The organism is Streptomyces sp. CLCI03 (genome assembly GCF_053615355.1).
The window spans coordinates 5,159,080-5,184,032 of the sequence record NZ_CM132132.1 but is presented as its reverse complement, the minus strand read 5'-3'; the positions used below and the strand labels follow the sequence as shown (position 1 = coordinate 5,184,032).

The window sequence follows — 24,953 nt, the reverse complement described above, 5'->3', positions numbered from 1 at the left end:
GCGCGTCCATTCCGGTCGGCGGACGCCCCGGGTCATGCCGACAGCGCCCCGAACGCGCCGTGCGCGAGGCGCCGGAGCAGTGATTCCACCGCCTCGCGCCCCAGGGCCGCGAGGTGCGGGGTGGAGTTGAGCAGGCCGAAGACGGCGTGCACGGCGACCCGTACCTCCGCCTCGCCGACCTCCGGGTGCAGTTCCCGTACGACCTCCACCCACAGCTCCACGTACTGGCGCTGCAGCTGCCGTACGAGCTTGCGGTCGGTGTCCCGGAGCCGGTCGAGCTCCCGGTCGTGGAGGGTGATCAGCGCCCGGTCGTCGAGTGCGAAGTCGATGTGGCCGTCGATGAGGGAGGACAGCACCCGGGCCGGGTCGCCCGCCGCCTCCGCGACCCGGTGCCGGCCGCCGGTCAGCAGCCGCTCGCTGATGCCGACGAGCAGTTCGGCGAGCATGGCGTCCTTGCCCGCGAAGTGTCGGTAGAGGCCGGGGCCGCTGATGCCCACCGCGGCCCCTATCTCGTCGACGCCCACGCCGTGGAATCCACGCGCGGCGAAGAGACGAGCGGCCTCACTGAGGATCTGCTCGCGACGGGTCGGGGCGGCGGCCGCTCTGGTGCTCATGGGAAACCATTCTAGACAGGGCCGTTAGCGGTCGTTAACCTGAGCCCCACAAGCGTTAACGCTCATTAACCGCGTGGAACGAGCAAGGGAGCTCGACCGATGCAGCAGGCACCAGTGCTGACGAGCGCCGCGGACCCGGCGTCCGAGGCCTGGCGGACCAACGAGGCCGCCCACCGCGAGCTGACCGAGGGCCTGCGCGCCCGGCTCGACGCGGCCCGGCTCGGCGGCGGCGAGAAGGCCCGCGCCCGCCACACCGCCCGCGGGAAGCTCCTCCCGCGCGAGCGCGTCGACACCCTCCTCGACCCCGGATCCCCCTTCCTGGAGCTGGCCCCGCTGGCCGCCGAGGGCATGTACGGGGGCGCGGCCCCCGCCGCCGGGGTCATCGCGGGCATCGGCCGGGTCAGCGGCCGCGAGTGCGTGATCGTCGCGAACGACGCCACCGTCAAGGGCGGCACGTACTACCCGATGACCGTCAAGAAGCACCTGCGCGCCCAGGAAGTGGCGCTGGAGAACCGTCTCCCCTGCCTCTACCTGGTCGACTCGGGCGGCGCCTTCCTCCCCATGCAGGACGAGGTCTTCCCCGACCGGGAGCACTTCGGCCGCATCTTCTACAACCAGGCCCGCATGTCGGGGGCCGGCATCCCGCAGATCGCCGCCGTCCTCGGCTCCTGCACCGCGGGCGGGGCGTACGTGCCGGCCATGAGCGACGAGGCCGTCATCGTCCGCAACCAGGGCACGATCTTCCTCGGCGGCCCGCCGCTGGTGAAGGCCGCCACCGGTGAGGTGGTCACGGCCGAGGAGCTCGGCGGCGGCGAGGTCCACTCCCGGATCTCCGGCGTGACCGACCACCTCGCGGAGGACGACGCGCACGCGCTGCGGATCGTACGGAACATCGTGGCGACCCTGCCCGAGCGCGGGGCCCTGCCCTGGTCGGTCGAGGTGCCGGAAGAGCCCAAGGTGGACCCGTACGGGCTGTACGGCGCGGTCCCCGTCGACTCGCGCACCCCGTACGACGCCCGCGAGATCATCGCGCGGATCGTGGACGGCTCGCGCTTCCAGGAGTTCAAGTCCGAGTTCGGCCAGACGCTGGTCACCGGCTTCGCCCGGATCCACGGGCACCCGGTCGGGATCATCGCGAACAACGGCATCCTGTTCGCCGAGTCCGCGCAGAAGGGCGCGCACTTCATCGAGCTGTGCGACCAGCGCGGCATTCCGCTCCTCTTCCTGCAGAACATCTCCGGCTTCATGGTCGGCCGGGACTACGAGGCCGGCGGCATCGCCAAGCACGGCGCCAAGATGGTGACGGCGGTGGCCTGCACCCGGGTGCCGAAGCTGACCGTGGTGGTCGGCGGCTCGTACGGCGCGGGCAACTACTCGATGTGCGGTCGGGCGTACTCGCCCCGCTTCCTGTGGATGTGGCCCAACGCCAAGATCTCCGTCATGGGCGGGGAGCAGGCGGCCTCGGTGCTCGCCACGGTCAAGCGCGACCAGATCGAGGGCGCGGGCCAGGAGTGGCCCGCCGAGGACGAGGAGGCCTTCAAGGCCCCGGTCCGCGCGCAGTACGAGGAGCAGGGCAACGCCTACTACGCCACCGCGCGGCTGTGGGACGACGGGGTCATCGACCCGATGGAAACCCGGCAGGTGCTGGGACTGGCCCTGACCGCGTGCGCGAACGCCCCGCTGGGCGACTCGGGCTTCGGCATCTTCCGTATGTGACGTGAGGACCTCACTGATGTTCAGCACTGTTCTGGTGGCGAACCGGGGCGAGATCGCGGTCCGGGTCATCCGTACCCTGCGGCAGCTCGGCATCCGCTCCGTGGCCGTCTTCAGCGACGCCGACGCGGACGCCCGCCATGTCCGGGAGGCCGACACGGCCGTCCGTATCGGCCCGGCGGCGGCCGCCGAGAGCTACCTGTCGGTGGAGCGGCTGCTGGATGCCGCGCGCCGCACCGGCGCGGAGGCCGTCCACCCCGGCTACGGCTTCCTCGCCGAGAACGCGGCCTTCGCGCAGGCTTGCACCGACGCCGGCCTCGCCTTCATCGGGCCGCCGGCGAGCGCCATCAACCTGATGGGCGACAAGATCCGCGCCAAGGAGACCGTGAAGGCGGCGGGCGTGCCCGTCGTACCGGGCTCCTCGGGCAGCGGCCTGACCGACGCCGAACTGGTCTCCGCCTCGATGGAGATCGGTATGCCGGTGCTCCTCAAGCCCTCGGCGGGCGGCGGCGGCAAGGGCATGCGGCTGGTGCGCGACGAAGCGGTGCTCGCCGAGGAGATCGCGGCGGCCCGCCGCGAGGCGCGGTCCTCCTTCGGCGACGACACCCTGCTGGTCGAGCGGTGGGTGGACCGGCCGCGGCACATCGAGATCCAGGTGCTCGCGGACGCCCACGGGAACGTGGTGCACCTGGGCGAGCGCGAGTGCTCGCTGCAGCGCCGGCACCAGAAGGTGATCGAGGAGGCCCCGTCGGTCCTGCTCGACGAGAAGATCCGGGCGGCGATGGGCGCGGCGGCGGTCGACGCGGCCCGCTCCTGCGGGTACGTCGGCGCGGGCACGGTGGAGTTCATCGTCCCGGGCGGCGACCCCTCCTCCTACTACTTCATGGAGATGAACACCCGCCTCCAGGTCGAGCACCCGGTGACGGAGCTGATCACCGGGCTGGATCTGGTGGAGCAGCAGCTGCGCGTCGCGGCGGGCGCGCCTCTGGGCTTCGACCAGTCCGAGGTGACGCTGACCGGGCACGCCATCGAGGCCCGCGTCTGCGCGGAGGACCCGGCGCGCGGGTTCCTGCCGTCGGGCGGCACGGTGCTGGCCCTGTCCGAGCCCTCGGGCGGTGCGGTACGTACGGACTCCGGGCTGACGGCGGGCGTCCCGGTGGGCTCCACCTACGACCCGATGCTGTCGAAGGTCATCGTCCACGGCCCGGACCGCCCCACCGCGCTGCGGATGCTGCGGGCGGCGCTGGCCGATACGGTGATCCTGGGCGTGCAGACCAACGCCGGTTTCCTGCGGAGGCTGCTGGCACACCCGGACGTGGTGTCCGGGGACCTGGACACGGGCCTGGTCGAACGCGACCTCGCCGAGCTCCTGCCGGAGGGGGTCCCGGACGAGGTGTACGCGGCTGCTGCGCTGCTGGCGGGCACCGCGCCGGAGCAGCGGGCGGCCGGGTGGGTCGACCCGTTCGACGCATCGAGCGGCTGGCGCCTGGGCGGTACCCCCGCCTGGACGGTCCACCACTTCCGCCTCCCCGGCCAGGACCCGGTGACGGTCCGATCCCGCGCCCAAGACGCCGACCACGAGCTGGTGATCGACGAAGCCGGGGCGAATTCAGCCTCGCCGGCGATCGAGGCGCGGGGTCCGGGGCAGAGCCCCGGTGTACCGGCCCGCGGCCGGATCGTCAGCCGCACCCCGGACACTGTCACGATCGAACTCGACGGCGTCACGCACCGCTTCAGCCACGCCGCCTCCCCGGAGGGGACCTGGCTCGGCCGGGACGCCGACTCCTGGCACGTCCAGACGTACGACCCCGTCGTGGCCAACCTGAGCGGGGCCGGACACGGCGGCGCGAACACCCTCGCCGCCCCCATGCCCGGCACCGTCACCGTGGTCAAGGTGGCCGTGGGCGACAAGGTCGCGGCCGGGCAGAGCCTGCTGGTCGTCGAGGCCATGAAGATGGAGCACGTCATCTCCGCCCCGCACGCCGGCACCGTCACCGAGCTGGACGTGACCCCCGGCAGCACGGTCGCCATGGACCAGATCCTGGCGGTCGTCACCCCGGACGAGGAGACGGAGGAGGCCGCGTGAACAGGCTGCCCATGAACGTCCCGGCCGCCGGCCTCCCGGCCCGGGTCCGTATCCACGAGGTCGGCGCCCGCGACGGGCTGCAGAACGAGAAGGGCGCCGTCCCGACGGCCGTCAAGGCGGAGTTCATCCACCGCCTCGCCGCCGCCGGGCTGACGACGATCGAGGCCACCAGCTTCGTGCACCCCAAGTGGGTGCCCCAACTGGCCGACGCGGAGGAGCTGTTCCCGCAGCTCGCCGATGTCGCCGCGGACCTGCCCGTCCTCGTCCCGAACGAGCGCGGCCTGGACCGCGCGCTCGCCCTCGGGGCCACCCGGATCGCGGTCTTCGGCTCGGCCACCGAGACCTTCGCCTCCCGCAACCTCAACCGCACCGTCGCCGAGTCCCTCGCCATGTTCGAGCCCGTCGTGGCCCGTGCCAAGGAGGGGCGGGCGCATGTGCGCGGCTACCTCTCGATGTGCTTCGGCGACCCCTGGGAGGGCGCGGTCCCGGTCCACCAGGTCGTCTCCGTCGCCAAGGCCCTGCTGGACCTCGGCTGTGACGAGCTGAGCCTCGGCGACACGATCGGCGTGGCCACCCCGGGCCATGTCCAGGCCCTGCTCGCCGCGCTGAACGAGGCCGGGGTCACGACCGACCGGATCGGCGTGCACTTCCACGACACTTACGGCCAGGCCCTGTCCAACACGCTCGCCGCGCTCCAGCACGGCGTGACCACCGTCGACGCGTCCGCGGGCGGCCTCGGCGGATGCCCGTACGCGAAGAGCGCGACCGGCAACCTCGCGACCGAGGACCTGGTGTGGATGCTCGACGGCCTCGGCATCGAAACCGGGGTCGATCTGGCCGCCCTCACCGCCACGAGCGTGTGGATGGCCGAACAGCTGGGACGCCCCAGCCCCTCCCGTACCGTCCGCGCCCTCTCCCACAAGGAGTAGTCACACCATGTCCCTCGACCACCGGCTCACCCCTGAGCACGAGGAACTCCGCCGCACCGTGGAGGCGTTCGCGCACGACGTCGTCGCCCCGAAGATCGGCGACCTGTACGAGCGGCACGAGTTCCCGTACGAGATCGTCGCCGAGATGGGCCGCATGGGCCTGTTCGGTCTGCCCTTCCCGGAGGAGTACGGCGGCATGGGCGGGGACTACCTCGCCCTCGGCATCGCCCTGGAGGAGCTGGCCCGCGTCGACTCCTCGGTCGCCATCACCCTGGAGGCCGGGGTCTCCCTCGGCGCCATGCCGATCTACCTCTTCGGTTCCGAGGAGCAGAAGAGCCAGTGGCTGCCGAAGATGTGCTCCGGCGAGATCCTCGGCGCGTTCGGCCTGACGGAGCCCGGTGCGGGCTCCGACGCGGGCGGTACCCGCACCACCGCCGTCAAGGACGGCGACGAGTGGGTCATCAACGGCTCGAAGTGCTTCATCACCAACTCCGGTACGGACATCACCGGTCTGGTGACCGTCACGGCCGTGACGGGCCGCAAGGCGGACGGCCGCCCGGAGATCTCCTCGATCATCGTCCCGTCCGGCACGCCGGGCTTCACCGTGGCCGCCCCGTACTCCAAGGTGGGCTGGAACTCCTCGGACACCCGTGAGCTGTCCTTCGACGGCGTACGGGTCCCCCTGGCCAACCTGGTGGGCCAGGAGGGCCGCGGCTACGCGCAGTTCCTGCGGATCCTCGACGAGGGCCGGATCGCCATCTCGGCGCTCGCGACGGGTCTCGCGCAGGGCTGTGTGGACGAGTCGGTGAAGTACGCCAAGGAGCGGCACGCCTTCGGCAAGGCGATCGGCGACAACCAGGCCATCCAGTTCAAGCTGGCCGACATGGAGATGCGCGCCCACATGGCCCGCATCGGCTGGCGTGACGCGGCCTCCCGCCTCGTGGCCGGGGAGCCGTTCAAGAAGGAGGCGGCGATCGCGAAGCTGTACTCCTCGACGGTCGCGGTCGACAACGCCCGCGAGGCCACCCAGATCCACGGCGGCTACGGCTTCATGAACGAGTACCCGGTGGCCCGCATGTGGCGGGACTCCAAGATCCTGGAGATCGGCGAGGGCACGAGCGAGGTCCAGCGCATGCTGATCGCGCGCGAGCTGGGCTTCGCCGGCTGAGGCACCCGATGACGCCGTCCGGCGCGGGCCACGGGCCCGCGCCGGACTTCGGCATGCCCGCGAACGGTCAGAGAAGGACGATGAGCGCGGCAGTGGGGACCAGGGCCGCCAGGGCGCACACCGGCCAGTAGACGCGGGCGGCCGCCGTGTTCCACCGCCGCAGGAAGTCGTTGGCGAGCCACCACAGCAGCGCGAACGCCGCAACGATCGGGACCAGGACCACCAGCATGCCGTCGTTCTCCGTGGGCTCCGGAACGGTCCAGCCGAGGTCGGCGAGCGGCCCGTTGACGGCGACGTACCAGACGAGCCAGACGGGCACGATGCCGGGAACTCCCATCACCAGGTTCGTTCCCGCGGTTATCCACCAGTTCCTTCGCATGCGCTCAGTATTCACACGCGTGATCGGATTTCGTGGATGACGGGACGTGGTCGGGTCGCGGCCGCGGGCCGGCGGATCCCCATGCGGGCCGATCCCCCACCCGGTGCGTGAAAGCCCCCAACTCGGGCTCCCGTCAGGGGCGGTACGGGTGCCGGCCGGTCGGCCCGGATTCCGGAGGGTGATCCACCTCACGAACGGATCTTCCCCCACCACTGGACATCTCATTAGGTTAGGCTAACCTTCTCACCGAACGGCCCAGCCGCCGCCCCTGCACGCACGAAAGCGGACATCGACATGCCCAAGTCCCGAACCTCCTCCTTCACCCGTCGCGGTTTCATCGCGGCCGGTGGCGCCCTCGGCCTCGTCGCCGTCCTCGCCGCGTGCGGTGGCACCGACTCGGCGAAGGGTGACGGCGGCAAGGACAACGGCGCCGCGACCTCCGGCACCTGGACCTTCAAGGACGACCTCGGCAAGGACGTCACCACCAAGTCCCAGCCGAAGAACATCGTCGCGTTCACCGGCACCGCCGCCGCGCTGTACGACTACGGCGTCCCGGTCAAGGGCGTGTTCGGTCCGACCAAGACCGCCGACGGCAAGCCCGACGTCCAGGCCGGTTCGATGGACATCTCCAAGGTCGAGATCCTCGGCAACGTCTACGACGAGTTCAACGTCGAGAAGTACGCGGCCCTGCAGCCCGACCTGATGGTCACCAACAGCTGGGACGGCACCTACTGGTACGTGCCGGAGGCCTCGAAGGACAAGATCCTCGCGCTCGCCCCGCACGCCGCCATCAAGGTGGGCGGCGACGTCACCCTCGACAAGGCGCTGGAGCGCACCGCGGACCTCGCCAAGTCCCTGGGCGCGGACATGAACTCCAAGAAGACCGTGGACGCCAAGGCCCGCTTCGAGGCCGCCGCCGCCAAGGTCCGCGAGGCCACCAAGGCCAACCCGGGCGTCAAGGTGCTCGCCGGCTCCGGTGCGGACGCCCTGTTCTACGCGTCCACCCCGGAGACCTCGGCCGACCTGAAGTACTTCAAGCAGCTCGGCGTCGAGTTCGTCACCCCCGAGAAGCTGGACGAGGGCGGCTTCTTCGAGAGCCTCAGCTGGGAGAACGTCGGCAAGTACAAGGCCGACGTCATCCTGCTCGACAACCGCACCGGCACCCTGCAGCCCGAGCAGCTGAAGGCCAAGCCGACCTGGAACGAGCTGCCCGCCGTCAAGGCCGGTCAGATCACCCCCCGCGTGACCGAGCCGATCTTCTCGTACGACAAGTGCGCGCAGATCCTGGAAGACCTCGCGAAGTCCATCCAGAACGCCAAGAAGGTCAGCTGACCGTCGGCGCCCGGTGACCCCGGGCGCCAGGCAGGCCGTACCGACTCCCAGGGGGACCTCTCCGCATGACCGCCACCGCATCCGACGCCCCGGCCGTCGCCCACTTCCGGTTCTTCGAGCTCGAAGTGCTCCGCACGCGCCGTCTGGGCCACTCGTTCCTGCGGGTCACGTTCGGCGGGGAGTCCCTCGCGGGCTTCCGCTCGGGCGGCTTCGACCAGAGCCTGTCGCTCTTCCTGCCCGCGGCCGACCAGGAGCACACGATCCTGCCGTCCAGGGACGAGGACACCTGGTTCGCCGCCTGGCGCGGGATGCCGGACGAGGAGCGGCCGGTGATGCGCTCCTACACGGTGCGCGAGCAGCGCCGTACGCCCGAGGGGGCGGACGAGGTCGACATCGACTTCGTCCTGCACGGGGACACGAGCCCCGCGTCCCGTTGGGCCGGGCGGGCGGTGACCGGCCGTCGGATCCTGGCGATCGGACCGGCCGTCGCGGAGAACAAGTCCGTGCGCTTCCAGCCGTCGGCCGACACCGACGCGATCTGGATGTACGCGGACGAGACCGCGCTGCCGGCCGCGGCCGCGATCCTGGACCGGCTGCCCGCCCAGGCCCGGGTCAGGGCCTGGTTCGAGATCCCGCACGAGGACGACCGGCTCGACCTCCGGGTGCCCGCCGACGCGGACATCACCTGGATCGTGCGCGAGGGCCACGGCCGGGAGCGGACGGAGCAGGTGCTGAGCGCCCTGCGTTCGGCCGACCCGGGTGCGGCCGAAGCCCCGTACGTCTGGCTGGCGGGCGAGTCGGGCACGATCCGCGCGGTGCGCCGGCACTTCGTGCAGGAACGATCCGTCGACCGTCGCGCCGTACGTTTCACCGGCTACTGGCGGCTCGGCGCGAGCGAGGAACAGCTCCTCGCCGAGGCGTACGCGGGCAAGGCTCCCAGCGAGGACCCGGCGTCCGAGCTGTAGTCAGTTCCCTTACCCCATAGAGCAGTTGACGCAGGCCCTGGCTATTCAGTCAGGGTCTGTCTGCATTTGGTTCCTCGATAAGGTTAGGCTAACCTTATCGACGCACGTCACACACGCCCCATCTCCACCCCCTGCCCGGAGGAAAGTTGATGCGCTCGCATCTGCTGAACGAGACGACCGCGGACCTCTACCGGCGATCCGTCACCGAGGGCGTCGAGCGCGTCGCCGCCAAACTCGCGACGACGGAGCGACCCCACACCGGTATATCCGTCGACGAACTCGCCCCGGTCATCAACGGGATCGACCTGGACAAGCCGCTCGCCGACGCGGCCGCCGTCCTGGACGAGCTGGAGGACGTCTACCTGCGCGACGCGGTGTACTTCCACCACCCGCGCTACCTGGGCCACCTCAACTGCCCGGTCGTCATCCCCGCCGTGCTCGGCGAGGCGATCCTCTCCGCGGTCAACTCCTCGCTCGACACCTGGGACCAGTCCATCGGCGGCACGCTCATCGAGCGCCGCCTCATCGACTGGACCACCGAGCGCATCGGCCTCGGCCCGGCCGCGGACGGCATCTTCACCTCCGGCGGCAGCCAGTCCAACTTCCACGCCCTGCTCCTGGCCCGTGACGAGGCCTGCCGCCTCGTCATGAAGAAGGCCCTCGACGAGGGACGCGAGCTCACCAAGGCCGAACTCCTGCCGAAGCTGCGCATCTTCACCTCCGAGGCCAGCCACTTCAGCGTCCAGAAGTCGGCCGCGATGCTCGGACTCGGCTACGAGGCCGTCATCTCCGTCCCGGTCGACCGCAACCGCCGGATGGACACCGCGGTGCTCGCCCTGGAACTGGAGGAGTGCGCCTCCGAGGGCCTCTTCCCGATGGCCGTCGTCGCCACCGCCGGCACCACCGACTTCGGGTCCATCGACCCGCTCCCCGAGATCGCCCGCCTCGCCGACGAGCACTCCGCGTGGATGCACGTGGACGCCGCCTACGGCTGCGGACTGCTGGCCTCCCCGACCCGCCGGCACCTCCTCGACGGCATCGAGCGCGCCGACTCGGTCACCGTCGACTACCACAAGTCGTTCTTCCAGCCGGTCAGCTCCAGCGCCATGCTGGTGCGCGACCGCGACACCCTCAAGCACGCCACGTACCACGCGGACTACCTCAACCCGCGCCGCATGGCCGAGGAACGCATCCCCAACCAGGTCGACAAGTCCATCCAGACCACGCGCCGGTTCGACGCGCTCAAGCTCTGGGTGACCCTGCGCGTCATGGGCGCCGACGGCATCGGCTCGCTCTTCGACGAGGTCATCGACCTGGCCGCGGCCGGCTGGGACGTCATCGACGCAGACCCGCGCTTCGAGGTCGTCGTCAAGCCGCAGATCTCCACCCTGGTCTTCCGCTACGTCCCCGAGGGCGGCGACATCCGCGCCGACCTCGTCGACGAGGCCAACCTGCACGCCCGCAAGGCCCTGTTCGCCTCCGGTGAGGCCGTCGTGGCCGGCACCAAGGTGGACGGGAAGCAGTACCTGAAGTTCACCCTCCTCAACCCGCAGACCACGACGGCCGACATCGCTGCCGTCCTCGACCTTCTCGCCGCACATGCCGAGCAGTTCCTGGGAGAATCCCTTGCCCTCCACCGCTGAGACCCACGACTTCATCGGCATCGGCGTCGGTCCGTTCAACCTCGGACTCGCCTGCCTGACCGCCCCGCTCGACGAGATCGACGGTCTCTTCATCGAGTCGAAGCCGCACTTCGAGTGGCACGCCGGCATGTTCCTGGACGGCGCCCACCTGCAGACGCCCTTCATGTCGGACCTGGTCACGCTCGCCGACCCGACCTCGCCCTTCTCCTTCCTGAACTACCTGAAGGACCAGGACCGGCTGTACTCCTTCTACATCCGGGAGAACTTCTACCCGCTGCGGGCCGAGTACAACGACTACTGCCGCTGGGCCGCCGACCGCCTCGACAACGTCCGCTGGTCCACCTCGGTCACCGAGGTCACCTACGACGAGCAGGCAGGCCTGTACGAGGTCCACACCGACAAGGGCGAGACCCACCGGGCCCCCCGCCTGGTCCTGGGCACCGGCACCCCGCCGCACATCCCGCCGACCTGCGAGGGCCTCGGCGGCGACTTCCTGCACAACTCCGCCTACATGCAGAACAAGGCGGAACTGCAGAAGAAGAAGTCGATCACCCTCATCGGCTCCGGCCAGAGCGCGGCCGAGATCTACTACGACCTCCTCGCCGAGATCGACGTCCACGGCTACCAGCTCAATTGGGTGACCCGCTCGCCGCGGTTCTTCCCGCTGGAGTACACGAAGCTGACCCTGGAGATGACCTCCCCCGAGTACGTGGACTACTTCCACGCGCTCCCCGAGGACACCCGGTACCGGCTGGAGACCCAGCAGAAGAACCTCTTCAAGGGCATCGACGGCGACCTGATCAACGCCATCTTCGACCTGCTCTACCAGAAGAAGATCAGCATGCCGGGCGCGGTCCCGACCACCCTGCTGACCAACACCTCCCTGAACAGCACCGCGTACGACACCACCACGGGCACGTACACGCTGGGGCTGCGCCAGGAGGAGCAGGAGCGGGACTTCTCCCTCACCTCCGAGGGCCTGGTCCTGGCCACCGGCTACAAGTACACCTTCCCGGAGTTCCTGAACCCGGTGCGGGGCCGCCTGAACTTCGACGGGCACGGCCGTCTCGACGCCGCCCGCAACTACAGCATCGACACCACGGGCCGCGGGGTCTACCTGCAGAACGGCACCACCCACAACCACTCCCTCACCTCGCCCGACCTGGGCATGGCGGCGTACCGGAACGCGTACATCGTCGGTGAGCTCCTCGGCCGCGAGCACTACAAGGTCGAGAAGTCCATCGCGTTCCAGCAGTTCGCCGCCCCGGAAGGCACCCTCTGATGAGCACCACCGAACTCCTCTTCTCCCGCACCGACAAAGAACTCGGTTCCTTCGCCGTGCGCCCCCTGGACCCCTTCGCCGACGCGGAGCTGCTCCACGGCTGGGTCACCCACCCGAAGGCCTCGTTCTGGATGATGCAGGACGCCTCCCTGCCGGACGTCGAGCGCGAGTACATGAGGATCGCCGCGCACGAGCACCACCAGGCCTTCATCGGCCTGCACGAGGGCCGCCCGGCTTTCCTCATGGAGACCTACGACCCGTCCGAGCTGGAGCTGGTCGGCCTCTACGACGCCCAGCCGGGCGATGTCGGCATGCACTTCCTCGTCGCCCCCAGCGACACCCCGCTGCACGGCTTCACCCGCGCCGTCATCACCACGGTCATGGCCGCGATCTTCGCCGACCCGGCCACCGAGCGCGTCGTCGTCGAACCGGACGTCGCCAACACCGCCGTGCACGCCCTCAACGAGGTCGTCGGCTTCGTACCGGAGCGCCAGGTCACCAAGCCGGAGAAGGAAGCCCTGCTGAGCTTCTGCACCCGCGCCCGGTTCGAGGCCGCCACGGCCGCCCAGGGGGTCTCCATATGAGCCTCGCCGACGCCGTCGCCCACCTGAACCCCGAGCTGTGGGCCCGCGCCAACCGCGCCCTCGTCCGCAAGGGCCTCGCGGAGTTCTCCCACGAGCGCCTGCTGACCCCCGAGTCCCTCGGGGACTCCTGGTACGCGGTCCGCAGCGACGACTCCACGGTCGAGTACCGCTTCAAGGCCGTCCTGCACGCCCTCGACCACTGGTCGGTCGACGAGGCCTCCATCACCCGTCACCGTGACGGTGCCGAGCTGGAGCTGGACGCCCTCGACTTCCACATCGAGCTGCGCGAGGCCCTGGGCCTGAGCCCCGAGGTGCTGCCCGTCTACCTGGAGGAGATCTCCTCCACCCTGGCCGGCACCGGCTACAAGTACACGAAGCCGCAGGTCTCCTCCGACGTCCTCGCGAAGTCCTCCTTCCAGGACATCGAGACGGGCATGACCGAGGGCCACCCCTGCTTCGTCGCGAACAACGGCCGACTGGGCTTCGGCGTGCACGAGTACCTCTCGTACGCCCCGGAGACCGCCAGCCCCGTCCACCTGGTGTGGGTGGCCGCCCGCAAGGACGTCTCCACCTTCACGGCGGGCGCGGGCCTGGACCACGACTCCTTCATGCGCGAGGAGCTCGGCGAGGAGACCATCGGCGTCTTCGCCGAGCGGATGACCGCGCTGGGCCTGGACCTGGCCGACTTCCACCTCTTCCCGATCCACCCCTGGCAGTGGTGGAACAAGACGACGGTCACCTTCGCGGCCGAGATCGCGAACCGCCGCCTGGTGCTGCTGGGCGAGGGCCCGGACGCGTACCTCGCGCAGCAGTCGATCCGCACGTTCTTCAACCGGAGCGCGCCGCACAAGCACTACGTCAAGACCGCCATCTCGGTCCTGAACATGGGCTTCATGCGAGGCCTGTCGGCCGCGTACATGGAGGCCACCCCGGCCATCAACGACTGGCTGCACCAGCTGATCGAGGGCGACGAGGTCCTGAAGTCGGTGGACTTCTCGATCATCCGCGAGCGCGCGGCGATCGGCTACCACCACCGCCAGTACGAGCGTGCCACCGACCGGTACTCCCCGTACCGCAAGATGCTGGCCGCGCTGTGGCGCGAGTCCCCCGTCAACCGGATCGAGGGCGACGAGCGCCTCGCCACGATGGCCTCGCTCCTGCACGTGGACGCCGAGGGCAAGTCCTTCGTCGGCGCGCTGATCGCGGAGTCGGGTCTGACGCCGGCCGAGTGGCTGCGCCACTACCTGCGCGCGTACCTGGTGCCGCTGCTGCACTGCTTCTACCAGTACGACCTCGCGTACATGCCGCACGGCGAGAACACCATCCTCGTCATCGAGGGCGGCCTGGTGAAGCGGGCGATCTTCAAGGACATCGCCGAGGAGATCGTCATCATGGACGCGGACGCGGTGCTGCCGCCCGCGGTCGAGCGGGTCCGGGCGGACATCCCCGAGGACATGAAGCTCCTGTCGATCTTCACGGACGTCTTCGACTGCTTCTTCCGCTTCCTCGGCGCGATCCTCGCGGACGAGGGCATCTGCGACGAGGACACCTTCTGGCAGGCCGTCGCGGACTGCGGCCACGCGTACCAGGAGTCGATGCCGCAGCTCGCGGAGCGCTTCGAGCGGTACGACCTGTTCGCGCCGGAGTTCCAGCTGTCCTGCCTGAACCGCCTCCAGCTGCGCAACAACAAGCAGATGGTCGACCTCGCCGACCCGGCGGCCGCCCTGCAGCTGATCGGCAACCTCCGAAACCCCGTCGCGGCCTTCGCCCGGCGGTGACCCACCGGGCGGGGGAGGCATCGATACGGTCCCTCGATGCCTCCCTCTCCCCACCCCGAGATCCGGGCGGCGTGACCGCGAAGCACAATGGCCCTCTTCGCGGTCACGCTCTCGTGTGTCCGCTCCCGTGGCCGGAGCCCGCGGCCCGAATCCGTCTGGGAGCCCGTATGCCGTTCCGGATCCACCCTGGCCGTGCGGCCGCCCTGCTCCTGTCGGCCGCGCTCGTGGCCGGGGGGCTGTCCGGCTGTTCCTTCCTGACGCCGTTCAAGACCTGCGAGGGGACCGAGGCGCGGATGAAGGAGCTGGAGTCGCTGCCCCTGCTCGCCTCGCCGCCGCCCGGCGCGAGCCTCCCCGCACCTTCGACGGCGTGTATGCGGAGTGCGCGGACGACAGCGGCGACGCCTGGCTGTCCGCCGGGCGCACCTACGTGTATCCCGGCACCCGCCAGGAGGTCGTGGACCACTACCGCGAGGCCGCCGAGGCCGACGGCTGGCGGTTCGTGCCCGAGCCGATGTTCGATCGGGACTCGGGCGACGTGTGCTTCACGAAGGGCGAGGACGGGCAGGCCAAGACGTTCACCGTCTCCTTCCCGCCCGCCCGCTTCATCACCGATTTCTACGGTCCCGAGGCAGCCGCCGAATTCGCCACCGGGGCCGGATTCGAGACAACGGCGGGCTCGGAGGCCGACGGGGCCACGACCTCCTGCTGGTCCTGATCCCGTCCCCCGCCGGTCACTGCCAGGGGACGTCCGGCGCCCGGAAGAAGCCGATGCCCTGCGCGTCCAGGCGGGGTGCCTGCGCGGCCAGCCGGCGGCTGTAGGAGGTCCAGTCGAGCGCGGCCGCCGGCGACCAGCCCAGTTCGGCCAGGCCCAGCACCCGCGGGAAGGCCAGCTGCTCCCAGTCGCCGCGCGTCGCGACGGTCTCCGTCCACAGCGGGGCCTCCACGCCCAGCACCGCCGACTCGGGGACCCCGGCCAGGTACGCCCCCGGGTTCCAGGAGTAGGAGCGCGCCACCGGGACGTACCCCGCCCAGGCCAGGCCCGGCCCGGTCGCCGGGTCGTACTTCATGTCCAGGTACAGCCGGTCCGCCGGCGACAGGATCAGCGGGTGCCCCGCCTTCGCCGCCGCCACCACGGCGGCCTTGTCCGCTGCCGCGGTCTTGTCGTGGCCCCAGTACTGGAGCACCGCGCCCGGGGCCGGGCGGGCCGTCGCCAGCTGGTGCCAGGCCACCACCGTCTTGCCGTACCGCCCCACCACCTCCTGGGCCCGGTCCATGAAGGCCGCGTAGTCCGCCGCCGGCGTCGCGTGCGCCTCGTCGCCGCCGATGTGCAGGTAGCGGCCCGGGGTCAGCTCGGCCAGTTCACCGAGCACGTCGTCGATGAACTCGTACGTCCGCTCCTTCGCCACGCACAGCGAGCTGAAGCCGACCTTGATGCCGGTGTACCGCGCGGGGGCCTTCCCGTCGCAGTTCAGCTCGGCGTAGGAGGCGAGCGCCGCGTTCACGTGCCCGGGCATGTCGATCTCGGGAACCACGTCCACGTACCGCTGCCCCGCGTAGGCCACCAGTTCCCGGTACTCGTCCTTCGTCCAGTGGCCGCCGGGTCCGCCGCCGACCTCGCTACCGCCCCCGTACTCCGCCAGCCGCGGCCAGGAGTCGATCGCCAGGCGCCAGCCCTGGTCGTCGGTCAGGTGCAGGTGCAGGGTGTTGACCTTGTACTGGACGAGCTGGTCCACGTACCGCTTGACCTGCTCCACCGAGAAGTGGTGACGCGCGATGTCGACCATGGCCCCCCGGTACGCGAAGCGCGGCCGGTCGGTGACCGTCCCACCGGGCACCGTCCCCGGTCCCGCCACCGGCACCAGCTGGCGCAGCGTCTGTCCCGCGTGGAAGAGCCCGGCCGGCGTCCGTGCGGTGAGGGTGACCCCGGTCGGTCCTGACTCCAGCCGGTAGCCCTCGTCGCCCACCCCTTGCGCCGCCCCGTCGATCCTGAGCCGGATCCCGTCGCCCTGCGCCCCGTCGACCACCGGGAGCGGGAGCCCGCCGGTTCCGCGCAGCTGCTCGGCGAGGAGCTCGCCCACCCGGCGGACCTCCTCGTCCGCGCCGTGGCCGACGCGGATGACCGTGGTCGCGCCGAAGGAGTAGCCGGGGCCTTCCGCGCGCGCGGAGACCGGCGCCGGCAGCAGCTGTTCGAAGGGGGCGAGGGCCACCGGCGGGTCGTCCCCGGGTCGGGCGTCGTCACCGTGGGCGGCGGTGCAGGCGGTCATCAGGGCCGGGGCCGCCGCGAGGGCGAGGAGGGTGCCGAGCGTGCATCGCAGGACTCTCATGCCCACAGGTATAGGCCAAGCGGGCCGCCGCGTCCGGTGGGTGAATCCGGGGCGGGCGGAAATCATCCGAAGGAAGGCACATCGAGCGCCTCACTGGTCCAGACCAGAGAGATCCTGCCCGGAATCGGGCAGGATCTTTGCGTTCGACGCGGCAAGCCGCCAATATCTACGAGTGCTCGATCGCCGCCCGTCGCATGACGACCTCGTCGACCACCTGGTGCGCAGCACCGCGTTGCAGCGCGGTGAGGCGATCCGGGTGGTACTGGACGTGCTCGCCTACTTCGACGAGACGACCGAGGAGTTCGTCCGCCGCCGCCACCGGGAACTGCAGTCCGGCGGAGCGGTGAACGCGGAGATCTTCGAGCGGATCGCGGCCGAACTGCCGCACCGCGCCGTGGCGCCGCCGCAGCTCTCGCTCCGGCAGTTGCGCCGCATCGTCTACGGCTGAGCCGGCCGCCGCCGCACGCGGCACCGGACGAGTACAGAACCGAACTTCAGGAGGGGCAGAACCGTATGTGTGGAATCGTCGGTTACATCGGCAAGCGTGACGTGGCACCGCTGCTGCTGGAGGGCCTGGCACGGCTGGAGTACCGCGGGTACGACTCCGCGGGCATCGTGGTCAACACCCCGAAGGCGCCGGCTCTGAAGGTCGTCAAGGCCAAGGGCCGCGTCCGCGAGCTGGAGTCCCGCGTCCCCAAGCGCTTCGCCGGCACCACCGGCATCGCCCACACCCGCTGGGCCACGCACGGCGCCCCGAGCGACATCAACTCGCACCCGCACCTGGACCCGGAGAACAAGGTCGCCGTCGTCCACAACGGCATCGTCGACAACTGCTCCGAGCTGCGCGCCAAGCTGGAGGCCGAGGGCGTCGTCTTCGTCTCGGAGACCGACACCGAGGTCATCGTCCACCTGATCGCCCGCTCCGAAGCCGACTCCCTGGAGGAGAAGGTCCGCGAGGCGGTCAAGGTCATCGACGGCACCTACGGCATCGCCGTCATGCACGCCGACTTCCCCGACCGCATCGTCGTCGCCCGCAACGGCTCCCCCGTGGTGCTCGGCATCGGCGAGAAGGAGATGTTCGTCGCCTCGGACGTCGCCGCGCTGGTCGCCCACACCCGCCAGGTCGTCACCCTCGGCGACGGCGAGATGGCCACCATCAAGGCCGACGACTTCCGCACCTACACGACCTCCGGCACGACGACCAACGCCACCCCGGAGACCGTGGAGTGGGAGGCCGCCTCGTACGACATGGGCGGCCACGACACCTACATGCACAAGGAGATCTCCGAGCAGCCCGACGCGGTCGACCGCGTGCTGCGCGGCCGCATCGACGACCGCTTCAGCACCGTGCACCTGGGCGGCCTGAACCTGGACCCGCGCGAGGCGCGCGGCATCCGCCGGGTCAAGATCCTCGGTTGCGGCACCTCGTACCACGCGGGCCTCATCGGCGCCGGCCTCATCGAGGGCATGGCCCGCATCCCCGCGGACGCCGAGCCGGCCTCCGAGTTCCGCTACCGCAACCCGGTCGTCGACCCCGACACCCTCTACATCGCGGTCTCCCAGTCCGGTGAGACGTACGACGTGCTCGCCGCGGTGCAGGAGCTCAAGCGCAAGGGCGCCCGCGTCCTCGGCGTGGTCAACGTGGTCGGTTCCGCGATCGCCCGCGAGGCCGACGGCGGCGTGTACGTGCACGCCGGCCCGGAGGTCTGCGTCGTCTCCACCAAGTGCTTCACCAACACGGTCGTGGCCTTCGCGCTGCTCGCCGTGCACCTGGGCCGCATCCGGGACCTCTCGGTCACCGACGGCAAGCGGATCATCGAGGGCCTGCGCAAGCTGCCCGCGCAGATCCAGGAGATCCTTGAGGGCGAAGAGGACATCAAGAAGCTGGCGGCCGAGTACGCCGAGGCCAAGTCGATGATGTTCATCGGCCGGGTCCGCGGCTACCCGGTGGCGCTGGAGGCCTCCCTCAAGCTGAAGGAGATCTCCTACATCCACGCCGAGGCCTACCCGGCCTCCGAGCTCAAGCACGGCCCGCTCGCGCTCATCGAGCCCTCGCTCCCGACCGTCGCGATCGTCCCCGACGACGACCTGCTGGAGAAGAACCGCGCGGCGCTGGAGGAGATCAAGGCCCGCAGCGGCCGGATCCTCGCGGTCGCCCACCGCGAGCAGGAGAAGGCGGACCACACCATCGTGGTCCCGAAGAACGAGGACGAGCTGGACCCGATCCTCATGGGCATCCCGCTCCAGCTGCTGGCGTACCACACGGCCCTGGCCATGGGCCGGGACATCGACAAGCCGCGCAACCTGGCGAAGTCCGTCACCGTCGAGTAAGCACCGCCCCACCGCACGCGAACGCCCCCGAGGCCCACGGCCTCGGGGGCGTCCCCGTTCGGTCGACGACGGCGATGGCCTCCACCTCGACGAGATGCTCGGGGACGTCCAGCGCCGCCGGTCAGCTCGCGGCGACCGCTCCGCCGCTGCGGGCCTTGCCGAAGGCCATCGGCCAGTGCGCCAGCGCCGCGGTGGCGCCGTACCAGGCCAGCAGTCCGGAGACGGCGGCGACCCAGCCGCCCGCCTTGGCGAGCGTGCCGTTGTCCACGAACGCGCCTATCGCGAGCAGGAGCAGCGACAGGGTCAGCAGGGCGTAGACGCCCTGGCTGAACAGACCGCTCGCGGCGGCGACCGTGAGGGTCAGCGCGAGCATCGCGAACAGGACAAGAAACGTTCCGGCGGCTTCGTCGGTGACCGAACCGCCCGCGCCCTTGGCCCACGTGAACCAGAAGATGCCCAGGCCCGCGAACGCGGTGCCGTTGAACCCGTCGCCGCCGCGGTACTCCAGGAGGCCGAGGAGGAACAGGGCCGCGCCGCCGACGTACATCGCGAGCGACACGGAGTTGGCAGCGGACACGCCGTCGATGACACCGGTGTGGCCGATACCGAATGCGAGAAGGGTGAGACCCAGGGCGATGTTCCCGAGGGTCGAAGTCGAGGCCGTGCTTCCCGCAGAGACACCATTGTCCACGGCGGGCTCCCTTCGATCTGCAGTTGTTTGCTGCGTCCCAGCAGCATTTATCTACCCTTTACACGGGGGCACAACCGCACAAGCGACTTAACAAGCGGTCACGAAATGACAACGGTGAGCGACGGATCGACCGCCCTCTCGCCCCCGAGGGAACGTCACGGAGTCCGGGCGGACCGAGGGACCGTCAGGGGATGACGACGACCGGTCGCTGCGCCCGCTTGGCCAGGCGGCCGGCGACCGATCCGAAGATCCGGCCCACGATGCCGTGCGTGGAGCCGACCACGATGGCGTCGGCCGAATACTCCCGGCCGACCTCCTCCAGCTCATGGCAGATGTCACCACCGCGCTCGACCAGGATCCACGGCACTTCGGACAGATAGTCCGCGCAGGCCAGCTCCAGCCCGAGCACCTCGGTGCGGTGGTCCGGGACGTCCACGAAGACCGGCGGCTCGCAGCCGGCCCACACCGTGGTGGGCAGTCGGTTGGCGACATGGACGATGATCAGACCGGATCCGGAGCGGCGGGCCATGCCGATCGCATAGGCGAGCGCTCGCTCACTGGAGGTGGATCCGTCGAATCCCACAACGACCCCGTGCCGGAAGGCCGGATCGCAGTGCACGCGTGTCTGTTCCACCGCGCGCAGATCGGCGGCCGACGAGGGGTCGACGACGCGTTTGCGCTTGCGGTCCGCGGGTTCGGAGAATTCGTGACCGGCCATGGGTGTCTCGGCGAAGAGGTCCTTGGAGGAAGCAACAGGGGCGAAATCGGCGACGCAGTGTGACGGAGCTCTGTCCGGGAAGCATCTTCCCAAGCCCATACCCACCAGGGTACGGCGACACTCCTATCCTGCACAGGGCATGCCGCCCTTGGAGAGCGTCCCAGGGAGCATGCCGGAGCGAGCGCGCCTTGGCAATGACCACTGTCCCCTACAGCCAGTGACGAGAGCGGCCATCGCCACCCGTTGGCGCAGTGACCGAGCCCCTCCGCCGGGCGTTGGGACATGCGTCCGACCTTCAGGTAAGAGCCCGCAGGGAGTACGCCGTGCCCGGTCATCCGGTTCACCCCGTCCAGCCGACTCAGCCGACGCAGTCCGTCCGGTCCCGCCAGAACGCCGACCCCGCCCCGCACTTCGCGCCGTCCGCCCGCTCCACCCTTCACCCGTCCGTGCGTTCCGCCGGGCACCCCCACGACGACCCCGCGGGTGACGTCGTGCGCTGGGCCGCCTTCAGCTGCCTCCTCGTCCCCGTGGTCCTCGTCGTCTACGGAACCTCCTACGGCGGGGCCGCCGTCGCCACCCTCGGCCTGCTCGCCGTCACGGCCGCGTGCCGGATCCTGCTGCGCCACTCGGAGAAGAACCAGCGGGCCGCGGCGCGGGTGCGGGCGGAGGAGTCGCTTCCGCCGGCCCACCGCGGCCGGCGCTCGCGCACCGGCGCCGGGCACCACCGCGGTTGCCGGGGCTCCGACCCCCTCTCCCCGCAGGACTGACTCATTCGCACACCCACACACGCATGTTTTCAGCCAACTTCCCGGCAGGGTGCCCTCCTTGCCGGAATGTCCCACCGTCCCCCTCACCACCAGCGACGACAGACCTCGGGGGGCGTTCCGGCCCTACAGGTACTGGCCATGGCCGGGGACCACGCTTCCCGTTCGGGTAGCGGAGTGGAACGCTTACTGATCGAATGCTTTTCGCCAAGTTGAGAAGTCGACATAGCGCTGCGTGCTGAACTTGTCACGCCGACACCACGGGACGCAGTAGATTCGATCATGTATTTACGGCGGGGGATCCACGTGCAAGGCCGAGGGGAAACGTGCAGGTGCGACCAGACCAAGGAGTCGCGACACCCAAGGGGGGCTTAGCGCCATGAGCCAGGATTCCACCGCCGTCGTCACAGCAGACGCCGGCCGGAAGCTCGCGGGGCGTCGCCGCAGGGAGATCGTCGCGGTGCTGCTCTTCAGCGGCGGACCGATCTTCGAGAGCTCCATTCCACTTTCCGTGTTCGGCATTGACCGGCAGGACGCGGGAGTTCCACGCTACCGATTGCTCGTGTGCGCCGGTGAGGACGGTCCGCTCAGGACCACCGGCGGACTCGAACTGACCGCGCCGTACGGGTTGGAGGCGATCGCCCGGGCAGGAACGGTCGTCGTTCCCGCCTGGCGCTCCATCACTTCACCGCCGCCGCCCGAGGCGCTCGACGCACTGCGTCTGGCGCACGAGGAGGGGGCCCGGATCGTCGGACTGTGCACGGGAGCCTTCGTGCTCGCCGCCGCCGGTCTGCTGGACGGCCGGCCCGCGACGACGCACTGGATGTACGCGCCGACGCTGGCCAAGCGGTACCCGTCCGTCCATGTCGATCCGCGCGAACTGTTCGTCGACGACGGCGACGTGCTCACGTCCGCCGGCACGGCGGCCGGAATCGACCTGTGCCTGCACATCGTGCGCACGGACCACGGCAGCGAGGCGGCCGGGGCCCTGGCCCGCAGGCTCGTCGTGCCACCGCGCCGGACCGGCGGCCAGGAACGCTATCTCGACCGGTCGCTGCCGGAGGAGATCGGCGCCGACCCGCTGGCCGAGGTCGTCGCCTGGGCACTGGAACACCTCCACGAGCAGTTCGACGTGGAGACGCTGGCCGCCCGCGCCTACATGAGCAGGCGCACCTTCGACCGGCGGTTCCGCTCGCTCACGGGCAGCGCCCCGCTCCAGTGGCTGATCACCCAGCGGGTGCTCCAGGCACAGCGGCTGCTGGAGACCTCCGACTACTCGGTCGACGAGGTCGCCGGACGCTGCGGGTTCCGCTCGCCGGTCGCCCTGCGGGGTCACTTCCGGCGGCAGCTGGGGTCCTCCCCGGCCGCCTACCGCTCCGCCTACCGGGCACGCCGACCGCAGGCCGACGTGGCACAGGTGGCCGAGATCAACGCGGGTCCGGTTCCGCACCAGCGCACTCCGCAGCCCCACCGGGCGGCGGCGGCACTGGCCGCGTCGGGTCCCACGGTGACGGAGCTCTACGCTCCGGGCCGGGTCATGCGGGAACACGCCTGACCGCGCACTGAGTACGACGCACGAGGGTCCTCCATCGGCCACCGCCGATGGGGGACCTTCCGCATATGCGGTCCGCGCCCCGGGGGACCGCATAAGGTGGGACACATGAACGATCGCATGGTGTGGATCGACTGCGAGATGACCGGGCTCTCGTTGACGGACGACGCACTTATCGAGGTGGCCGCACTGGTCACCGACTCGGAGCTCAACGTGCTCGGCGAAGGCGTGGACATCGTGATCCGCCCGCCGGACGCCGCCCTGGAGACCATGCCCGACGTGGTCCGCGAGATGCACACCGCCTCCGGCCTGCTCGACGAGCTGGCCGGCGGGACCACCCTCGCGGACGCCGAGGCCCAGGTCCTGGCCTACGTGCGGGAGCACGTGAAGGAACCCCGCAAGGCGCCGCTCTGCGGAAACTCGGTCGGCACCGACCGCGGTTTCCTGCTGCGCGACATGGCCGCGCTGGAGAGCTACCTGCACTACCGGATCGTGGACGTGTCCTCGGTCAAGGAGCTGGCGCGCCGCTGGTACCCGCGGGCGTACTTCAACAGCCCGCCGAAGAACGGCAACCACCGGGCGCTGGCGGACATCAAGGACTCCATCACCGAGCTGCGCTACTACCGGGAAGCGGTCTTCGTGCCGCAGCCCGGGCCCGACTCGGACACGGCCCGCGGTATCGCGGCCAAGCACACGGCGCCGGGCGCGTAGCGTCCCGCTCCGAGCCTCCGGAGGAGGGTGCGGGAAAAAGGGTGGAGCGAGCACCCTCCCGGACCCTGTACCCTTTTCTTCGGCCGGTCGGTTTTCCGACCGGACATGGTGGGTGTAGCTCAGTTGGTAGAGCACCTGGTTGTGGTCCAGGTGGCCGCGGGTTCAAGTCCCGTCACTCACCCTGCGGGAAGGCCCCGGTTCGCGAAAGCGGACCGGGGCCTTCTGCATGAGCGGGACCTGCCGCCGGGCGGTCCCGTCCGGCGGCAGCCCGGCCCCGTCCGCCCCCACCCGGCCCGTCAGGACGACTCCCGGACCACCAGTCGGTTCGGCAGCACGGCTGCCGCCTCGCCCGCCTCCCCGGCGATCCTCCCCAGCAGCATCCGCGTCATGGTCCGCCCCATCTCCTCGATCGGCTGCCGCACGCTGGTCAGCGGCGGGTCCATGTGCCGGGCCACCACCGAGTCGTCGAAGCCGACCAGCGCCACGTCCCGCGGAATCCGACGGCCGGCCGCGCGCAGCTCCCGCCCGGCGCCCGCCGCCATGACGTCCGAGGCGGCGAAGACCGCGTCGAGCCCTGGATCGCGCTCCAGCAGCTCGCGCATGGCACGCCGGCCACCCTCCTCGGTGAAGTCGCCGACCGCGATCAACCGCTCGTCGACGGGACGACCGGCGGCCGCCAGGGCTTGGCGGTAGCCGTCGAGGCGGCACTGGGCCCCGTACACGTCCAGCGGGCCGGTGATCGTGGCGATGGTGCGCCGACCCCGGTCGAGGAGGTGGCGTACGGCCTCGGCGGCGCCCGCCAGGTTGTCGGAGTCCACGCAGGGCAGGGTCTCGCCGGCGGACCGGCGCCCGCTGATCACCGTCGGGATGCCCAGCTCCGCCAGCAGCTCCGGCAGCGGGTCCCCGGCGTGGACGGAGACGAGCAGCACCCCGTCGACGCGGTGCCCGGACAGGTACTGGGCGAGGCGGCGGCGCTCCCGGTCGCTGCCCGCCAGGGTGAGGACGAGCTGGACCTCGGTGTCGGCGAGCTCGGCGCCGACCCCGCGGACCACTTCGGAGAAGTAGGGCTCGGCGAAGAAACGGGCCTCGGGCTCGGGGATCACCAGGGCGATGGCGTCCGTACGGTTGGCCGCGAGGGCCCGCGCGGCGCGGTTCGGTACGTACCCCAGCTCGGCCACGGCCGCCTCGACGGCGACCCTGGTGTGCTCGCTGACCTTGGAGGATCCGTTGATCACCCGGGAGGCCGTGCCGCGCCCGACTCCGGCGCGCGCCGCGACCTCCTCCAGGGTCGGTCGTCCCCCACTGCGCCCGTGCCCGTTCATGACTTCCTCCCGGTTGTGAATCTACCTCTTGACGACTGTGGGAGCGCTCCCACACTGTGTCACACGA

22 protein-coding genes and 1 tRNA gene are annotated in these 24,953 nt (G+C 70.5%); 17 read left to right on the top strand and 6 right to left on the bottom strand.

Annotated elements, in window-relative coordinates; genetic code table 11:
* Nucleotides 1-32: 32 nt before the first annotated feature.
* Nucleotides 33-614: an SACE_7040 family transcriptional regulator gene (locus tag ACWG52_RS23935; protein ID WP_033222355.1), complete on the bottom strand. Its 582-nt coding sequence runs from the start codon at nucleotides 612-614 to the stop codon at nucleotides 33-35.
* A 99-nt stretch (nucleotides 615-713) separates the two neighbouring features.
* Here ACWG52_RS23935 and ACWG52_RS23930 point away from each other — a divergent pair, with 99 nt between their 5' ends.
* Genes ACWG52_RS23930 through ACWG52_RS23915 form a run of 4 tightly spaced genes read left to right on the top strand, consistent with a single transcriptional unit; the run spans nucleotide 714 to nucleotide 6,510 of the window.
* Nucleotides 714-2,330 carry a carboxyl transferase domain-containing protein gene (locus ACWG52_RS23930; RefSeq protein WP_389811456.1) on the top strand — a complete coding sequence of 539 codons (1,617 nt, stop codon included), beginning with the start codon at nucleotides 714-716 and terminating at the stop codon, nucleotides 2,328-2,330.
* Nucleotides 2,331-2,346: 16 nt separating this feature from the next.
* Nucleotides 2,347-4,413, top strand: coding sequence for an ATP-binding protein (locus tag ACWG52_RS23925; RefSeq protein ID WP_453125854.1), 2,067 nt, complete (start codon nucleotides 2,347-2,349; stop codon nucleotides 4,411-4,413).
* Between the two features lie 11 nt (nucleotides 4,414-4,424).
* Nucleotides 4,425-5,342 carry a hydroxymethylglutaryl-CoA lyase gene (locus ACWG52_RS23920; protein WP_033222361.1) on the top strand — a complete coding sequence of 306 codons (918 nt, stop codon included), beginning with the start codon at nucleotides 4,425-4,427 and terminating at the stop codon, nucleotides 5,340-5,342.
* A gap of 7 nt (nucleotides 5,343-5,349) precedes the next feature.
* The gene (locus ACWG52_RS23915) at nucleotides 5,350-6,510 is read left to right on the top strand and encodes an acyl-CoA dehydrogenase family protein (RefSeq protein WP_389811451.1); all 1,161 of its coding nucleotides are present in this window, start codon (nucleotides 5,350-5,352) and stop codon (nucleotides 6,508-6,510) included.
* Between the two features lie 67 nt (nucleotides 6,511-6,577).
* Here the strand turns inward: ACWG52_RS23915 and ACWG52_RS23910 are convergent, their stop codons facing one another.
* On the bottom strand, nucleotides 6,578-6,889 hold the full coding sequence (locus ACWG52_RS23910) for a hypothetical protein (protein ID WP_389811449.1): 312 nt from the start codon (nucleotides 6,887-6,889) through the stop codon (nucleotides 6,578-6,580).
* Nucleotides 6,890-7,183: 294 nt separating this feature from the next.
* Here ACWG52_RS23910 and ACWG52_RS23905 point away from each other — a divergent pair, with 294 nt between their 5' ends.
* The 7 genes from ACWG52_RS23905 to ACWG52_RS23875 all read left to right on the top strand — a co-directional run bounded on the left by ACWG52_RS23905 (nucleotide 7,184) and on the right by ACWG52_RS23875 (nucleotide 15,188).
* A complete protein-coding gene (locus ACWG52_RS23905) occupies nucleotides 7,184-8,221 on the top strand; it encodes an ABC transporter substrate-binding protein (protein ID WP_389811446.1) in 1,038 nt (345 codons plus the stop codon).
* Between the two features lie 65 nt (nucleotides 8,222-8,286).
* Nucleotides 8,287-9,186 (top strand): siderophore-interacting protein, encoded by a 900-nt coding sequence (locus ACWG52_RS23900; RefSeq protein WP_453125852.1) that lies wholly within the window; start codon nucleotides 8,287-8,289, stop codon nucleotides 9,184-9,186.
* A gap of 149 nt (nucleotides 9,187-9,335) precedes the next feature.
* Entirely contained in the window at nucleotides 9,336-10,829 is a 1,494-nt protein-coding gene (locus ACWG52_RS23895) for a pyridoxal phosphate-dependent decarboxylase family protein (protein WP_389811440.1), read from the top strand.
* On the top strand, nucleotides 10,813-12,111 hold the full coding sequence (locus ACWG52_RS23890; protein ID WP_390141220.1) for a lysine N(6)-hydroxylase/L-ornithine N(5)-oxygenase family protein: 1,299 nt from the start codon (nucleotides 10,813-10,815) through the stop codon (nucleotides 12,109-12,111). Before ACWG52_RS23895 ends, ACWG52_RS23890 begins: the two co-directional genes overlap by 17 nt.
* Entirely contained in the window at nucleotides 12,111-12,695 is a 585-nt protein-coding gene (locus ACWG52_RS23885; RefSeq protein WP_266441685.1) for a GNAT family N-acetyltransferase, read from the top strand. Before ACWG52_RS23890 ends, ACWG52_RS23885 begins: the two co-directional genes overlap by 1 nt.
* Nucleotides 12,692-14,473 (top strand): IucA/IucC family protein, encoded by a 1,782-nt coding sequence (locus tag ACWG52_RS23880; protein ID WP_390141222.1) that lies wholly within the window; start codon nucleotides 12,692-12,694, stop codon nucleotides 14,471-14,473. Before ACWG52_RS23885 ends, ACWG52_RS23880 begins: the two co-directional genes overlap by 4 nt.
* A 367-nt stretch (nucleotides 14,474-14,840) precedes the next feature.
* Nucleotides 14,841-15,188 carry a hypothetical protein gene (locus tag ACWG52_RS23875; protein WP_453125848.1) on the top strand — a complete coding sequence of 116 codons (348 nt, stop codon included), beginning with the start codon at nucleotides 14,841-14,843 and terminating at the stop codon, nucleotides 15,186-15,188.
* Nucleotides 15,189-15,204: 16 nt separating this feature from the next.
* Here the strand turns inward: ACWG52_RS23875 and ACWG52_RS23870 are convergent, their stop codons facing one another.
* Nucleotides 15,205-16,797 (bottom strand): beta-N-acetylhexosaminidase, encoded by a 1,593-nt coding sequence (locus ACWG52_RS23870; protein WP_453125846.1) that lies wholly within the window; start codon nucleotides 16,795-16,797, stop codon nucleotides 15,205-15,207.
* A gap of 172 nt (nucleotides 16,798-16,969) precedes the next feature.
* Between ACWG52_RS23870 and ACWG52_RS23865 the strand changes: the two genes are divergently transcribed.
* Both ACWG52_RS23865 and glmS read left to right on the top strand, forming a co-directional pair.
* A complete protein-coding gene (locus tag ACWG52_RS23865) occupies nucleotides 16,970-17,245 on the top strand; it encodes a hypothetical protein (RefSeq protein WP_389811424.1) in 276 nt (91 codons plus the stop codon).
* A gap of 65 nt (nucleotides 17,246-17,310) precedes the next feature.
* Nucleotides 17,311-19,128, top strand: a complete 1,818-nt coding sequence (glmS, locus tag ACWG52_RS23860; protein ID WP_389811421.1) for a glutamine--fructose-6-phosphate transaminase (isomerizing) — start codon at nucleotides 17,311-17,313, stop codon at nucleotides 19,126-19,128.
* A gap of 121 nt (nucleotides 19,129-19,249) precedes the next feature.
* Here the strand turns inward: glmS and ACWG52_RS23855 are convergent, their stop codons facing one another.
* Both ACWG52_RS23855 and ACWG52_RS23850 read right to left on the bottom strand, forming a co-directional pair.
* Nucleotides 19,250-19,819, bottom strand: a complete 570-nt coding sequence (locus ACWG52_RS23855; RefSeq protein ID WP_266357014.1) for a GPR1/FUN34/YaaH family transporter — start codon at nucleotides 19,817-19,819, stop codon at nucleotides 19,250-19,252.
* 184 nt (nucleotides 19,820-20,003) lie between these two features.
* Nucleotides 20,004-20,537 (bottom strand): universal stress protein, encoded by a 534-nt coding sequence (locus tag ACWG52_RS23850; RefSeq protein ID WP_030716138.1) that lies wholly within the window; start codon nucleotides 20,535-20,537, stop codon nucleotides 20,004-20,006.
* A gap of 323 nt (nucleotides 20,538-20,860) precedes the next feature.
* On the opposite strand from ACWG52_RS23850, the gene ACWG52_RS23845 reads away from it, so the two are divergent.
* The 4 genes from ACWG52_RS23845 (at nucleotide 20,861) to ACWG52_RS23830 (ending at nucleotide 23,745) form a co-directional block, all read left to right on the top strand.
* Complete coding sequence (locus ACWG52_RS23845) at nucleotides 20,861-21,304, top strand: hypothetical protein (RefSeq protein ID WP_389811417.1); 444 nt, start codon at nucleotides 20,861-20,863, stop codon at nucleotides 21,302-21,304.
* 376 nt (nucleotides 21,305-21,680) lie between these two features.
* Complete coding sequence (locus ACWG52_RS23840) at nucleotides 21,681-22,856, top strand: helix-turn-helix domain-containing protein (RefSeq protein ID WP_033222383.1); 1,176 nt, start codon at nucleotides 21,681-21,683, stop codon at nucleotides 22,854-22,856.
* A 105-nt stretch (nucleotides 22,857-22,961) separates the two neighbouring features.
* Complete coding sequence (orn, locus tag ACWG52_RS23835) at nucleotides 22,962-23,564, top strand: oligoribonuclease (RefSeq protein WP_030655539.1); 603 nt, start codon at nucleotides 22,962-22,964, stop codon at nucleotides 23,562-23,564.
* Nucleotides 23,565-23,672: 108 nt separating this feature from the next.
* Nucleotides 23,673-23,745: transfer RNA gene (locus ACWG52_RS23830), tRNA-His, on the top strand.
* Between the two features lie 115 nt (nucleotides 23,746-23,860).
* On the opposite strand, the gene ACWG52_RS23825 is transcribed toward ACWG52_RS23830, so the two are convergent.
* A complete protein-coding gene (locus tag ACWG52_RS23825; RefSeq protein WP_389811412.1) occupies nucleotides 23,861-24,886 on the bottom strand; it encodes a LacI family DNA-binding transcriptional regulator in 1,026 nt (341 codons plus the stop codon).
* Between the last annotated feature and the right edge of the window lie 67 nt (nucleotides 24,887-24,953).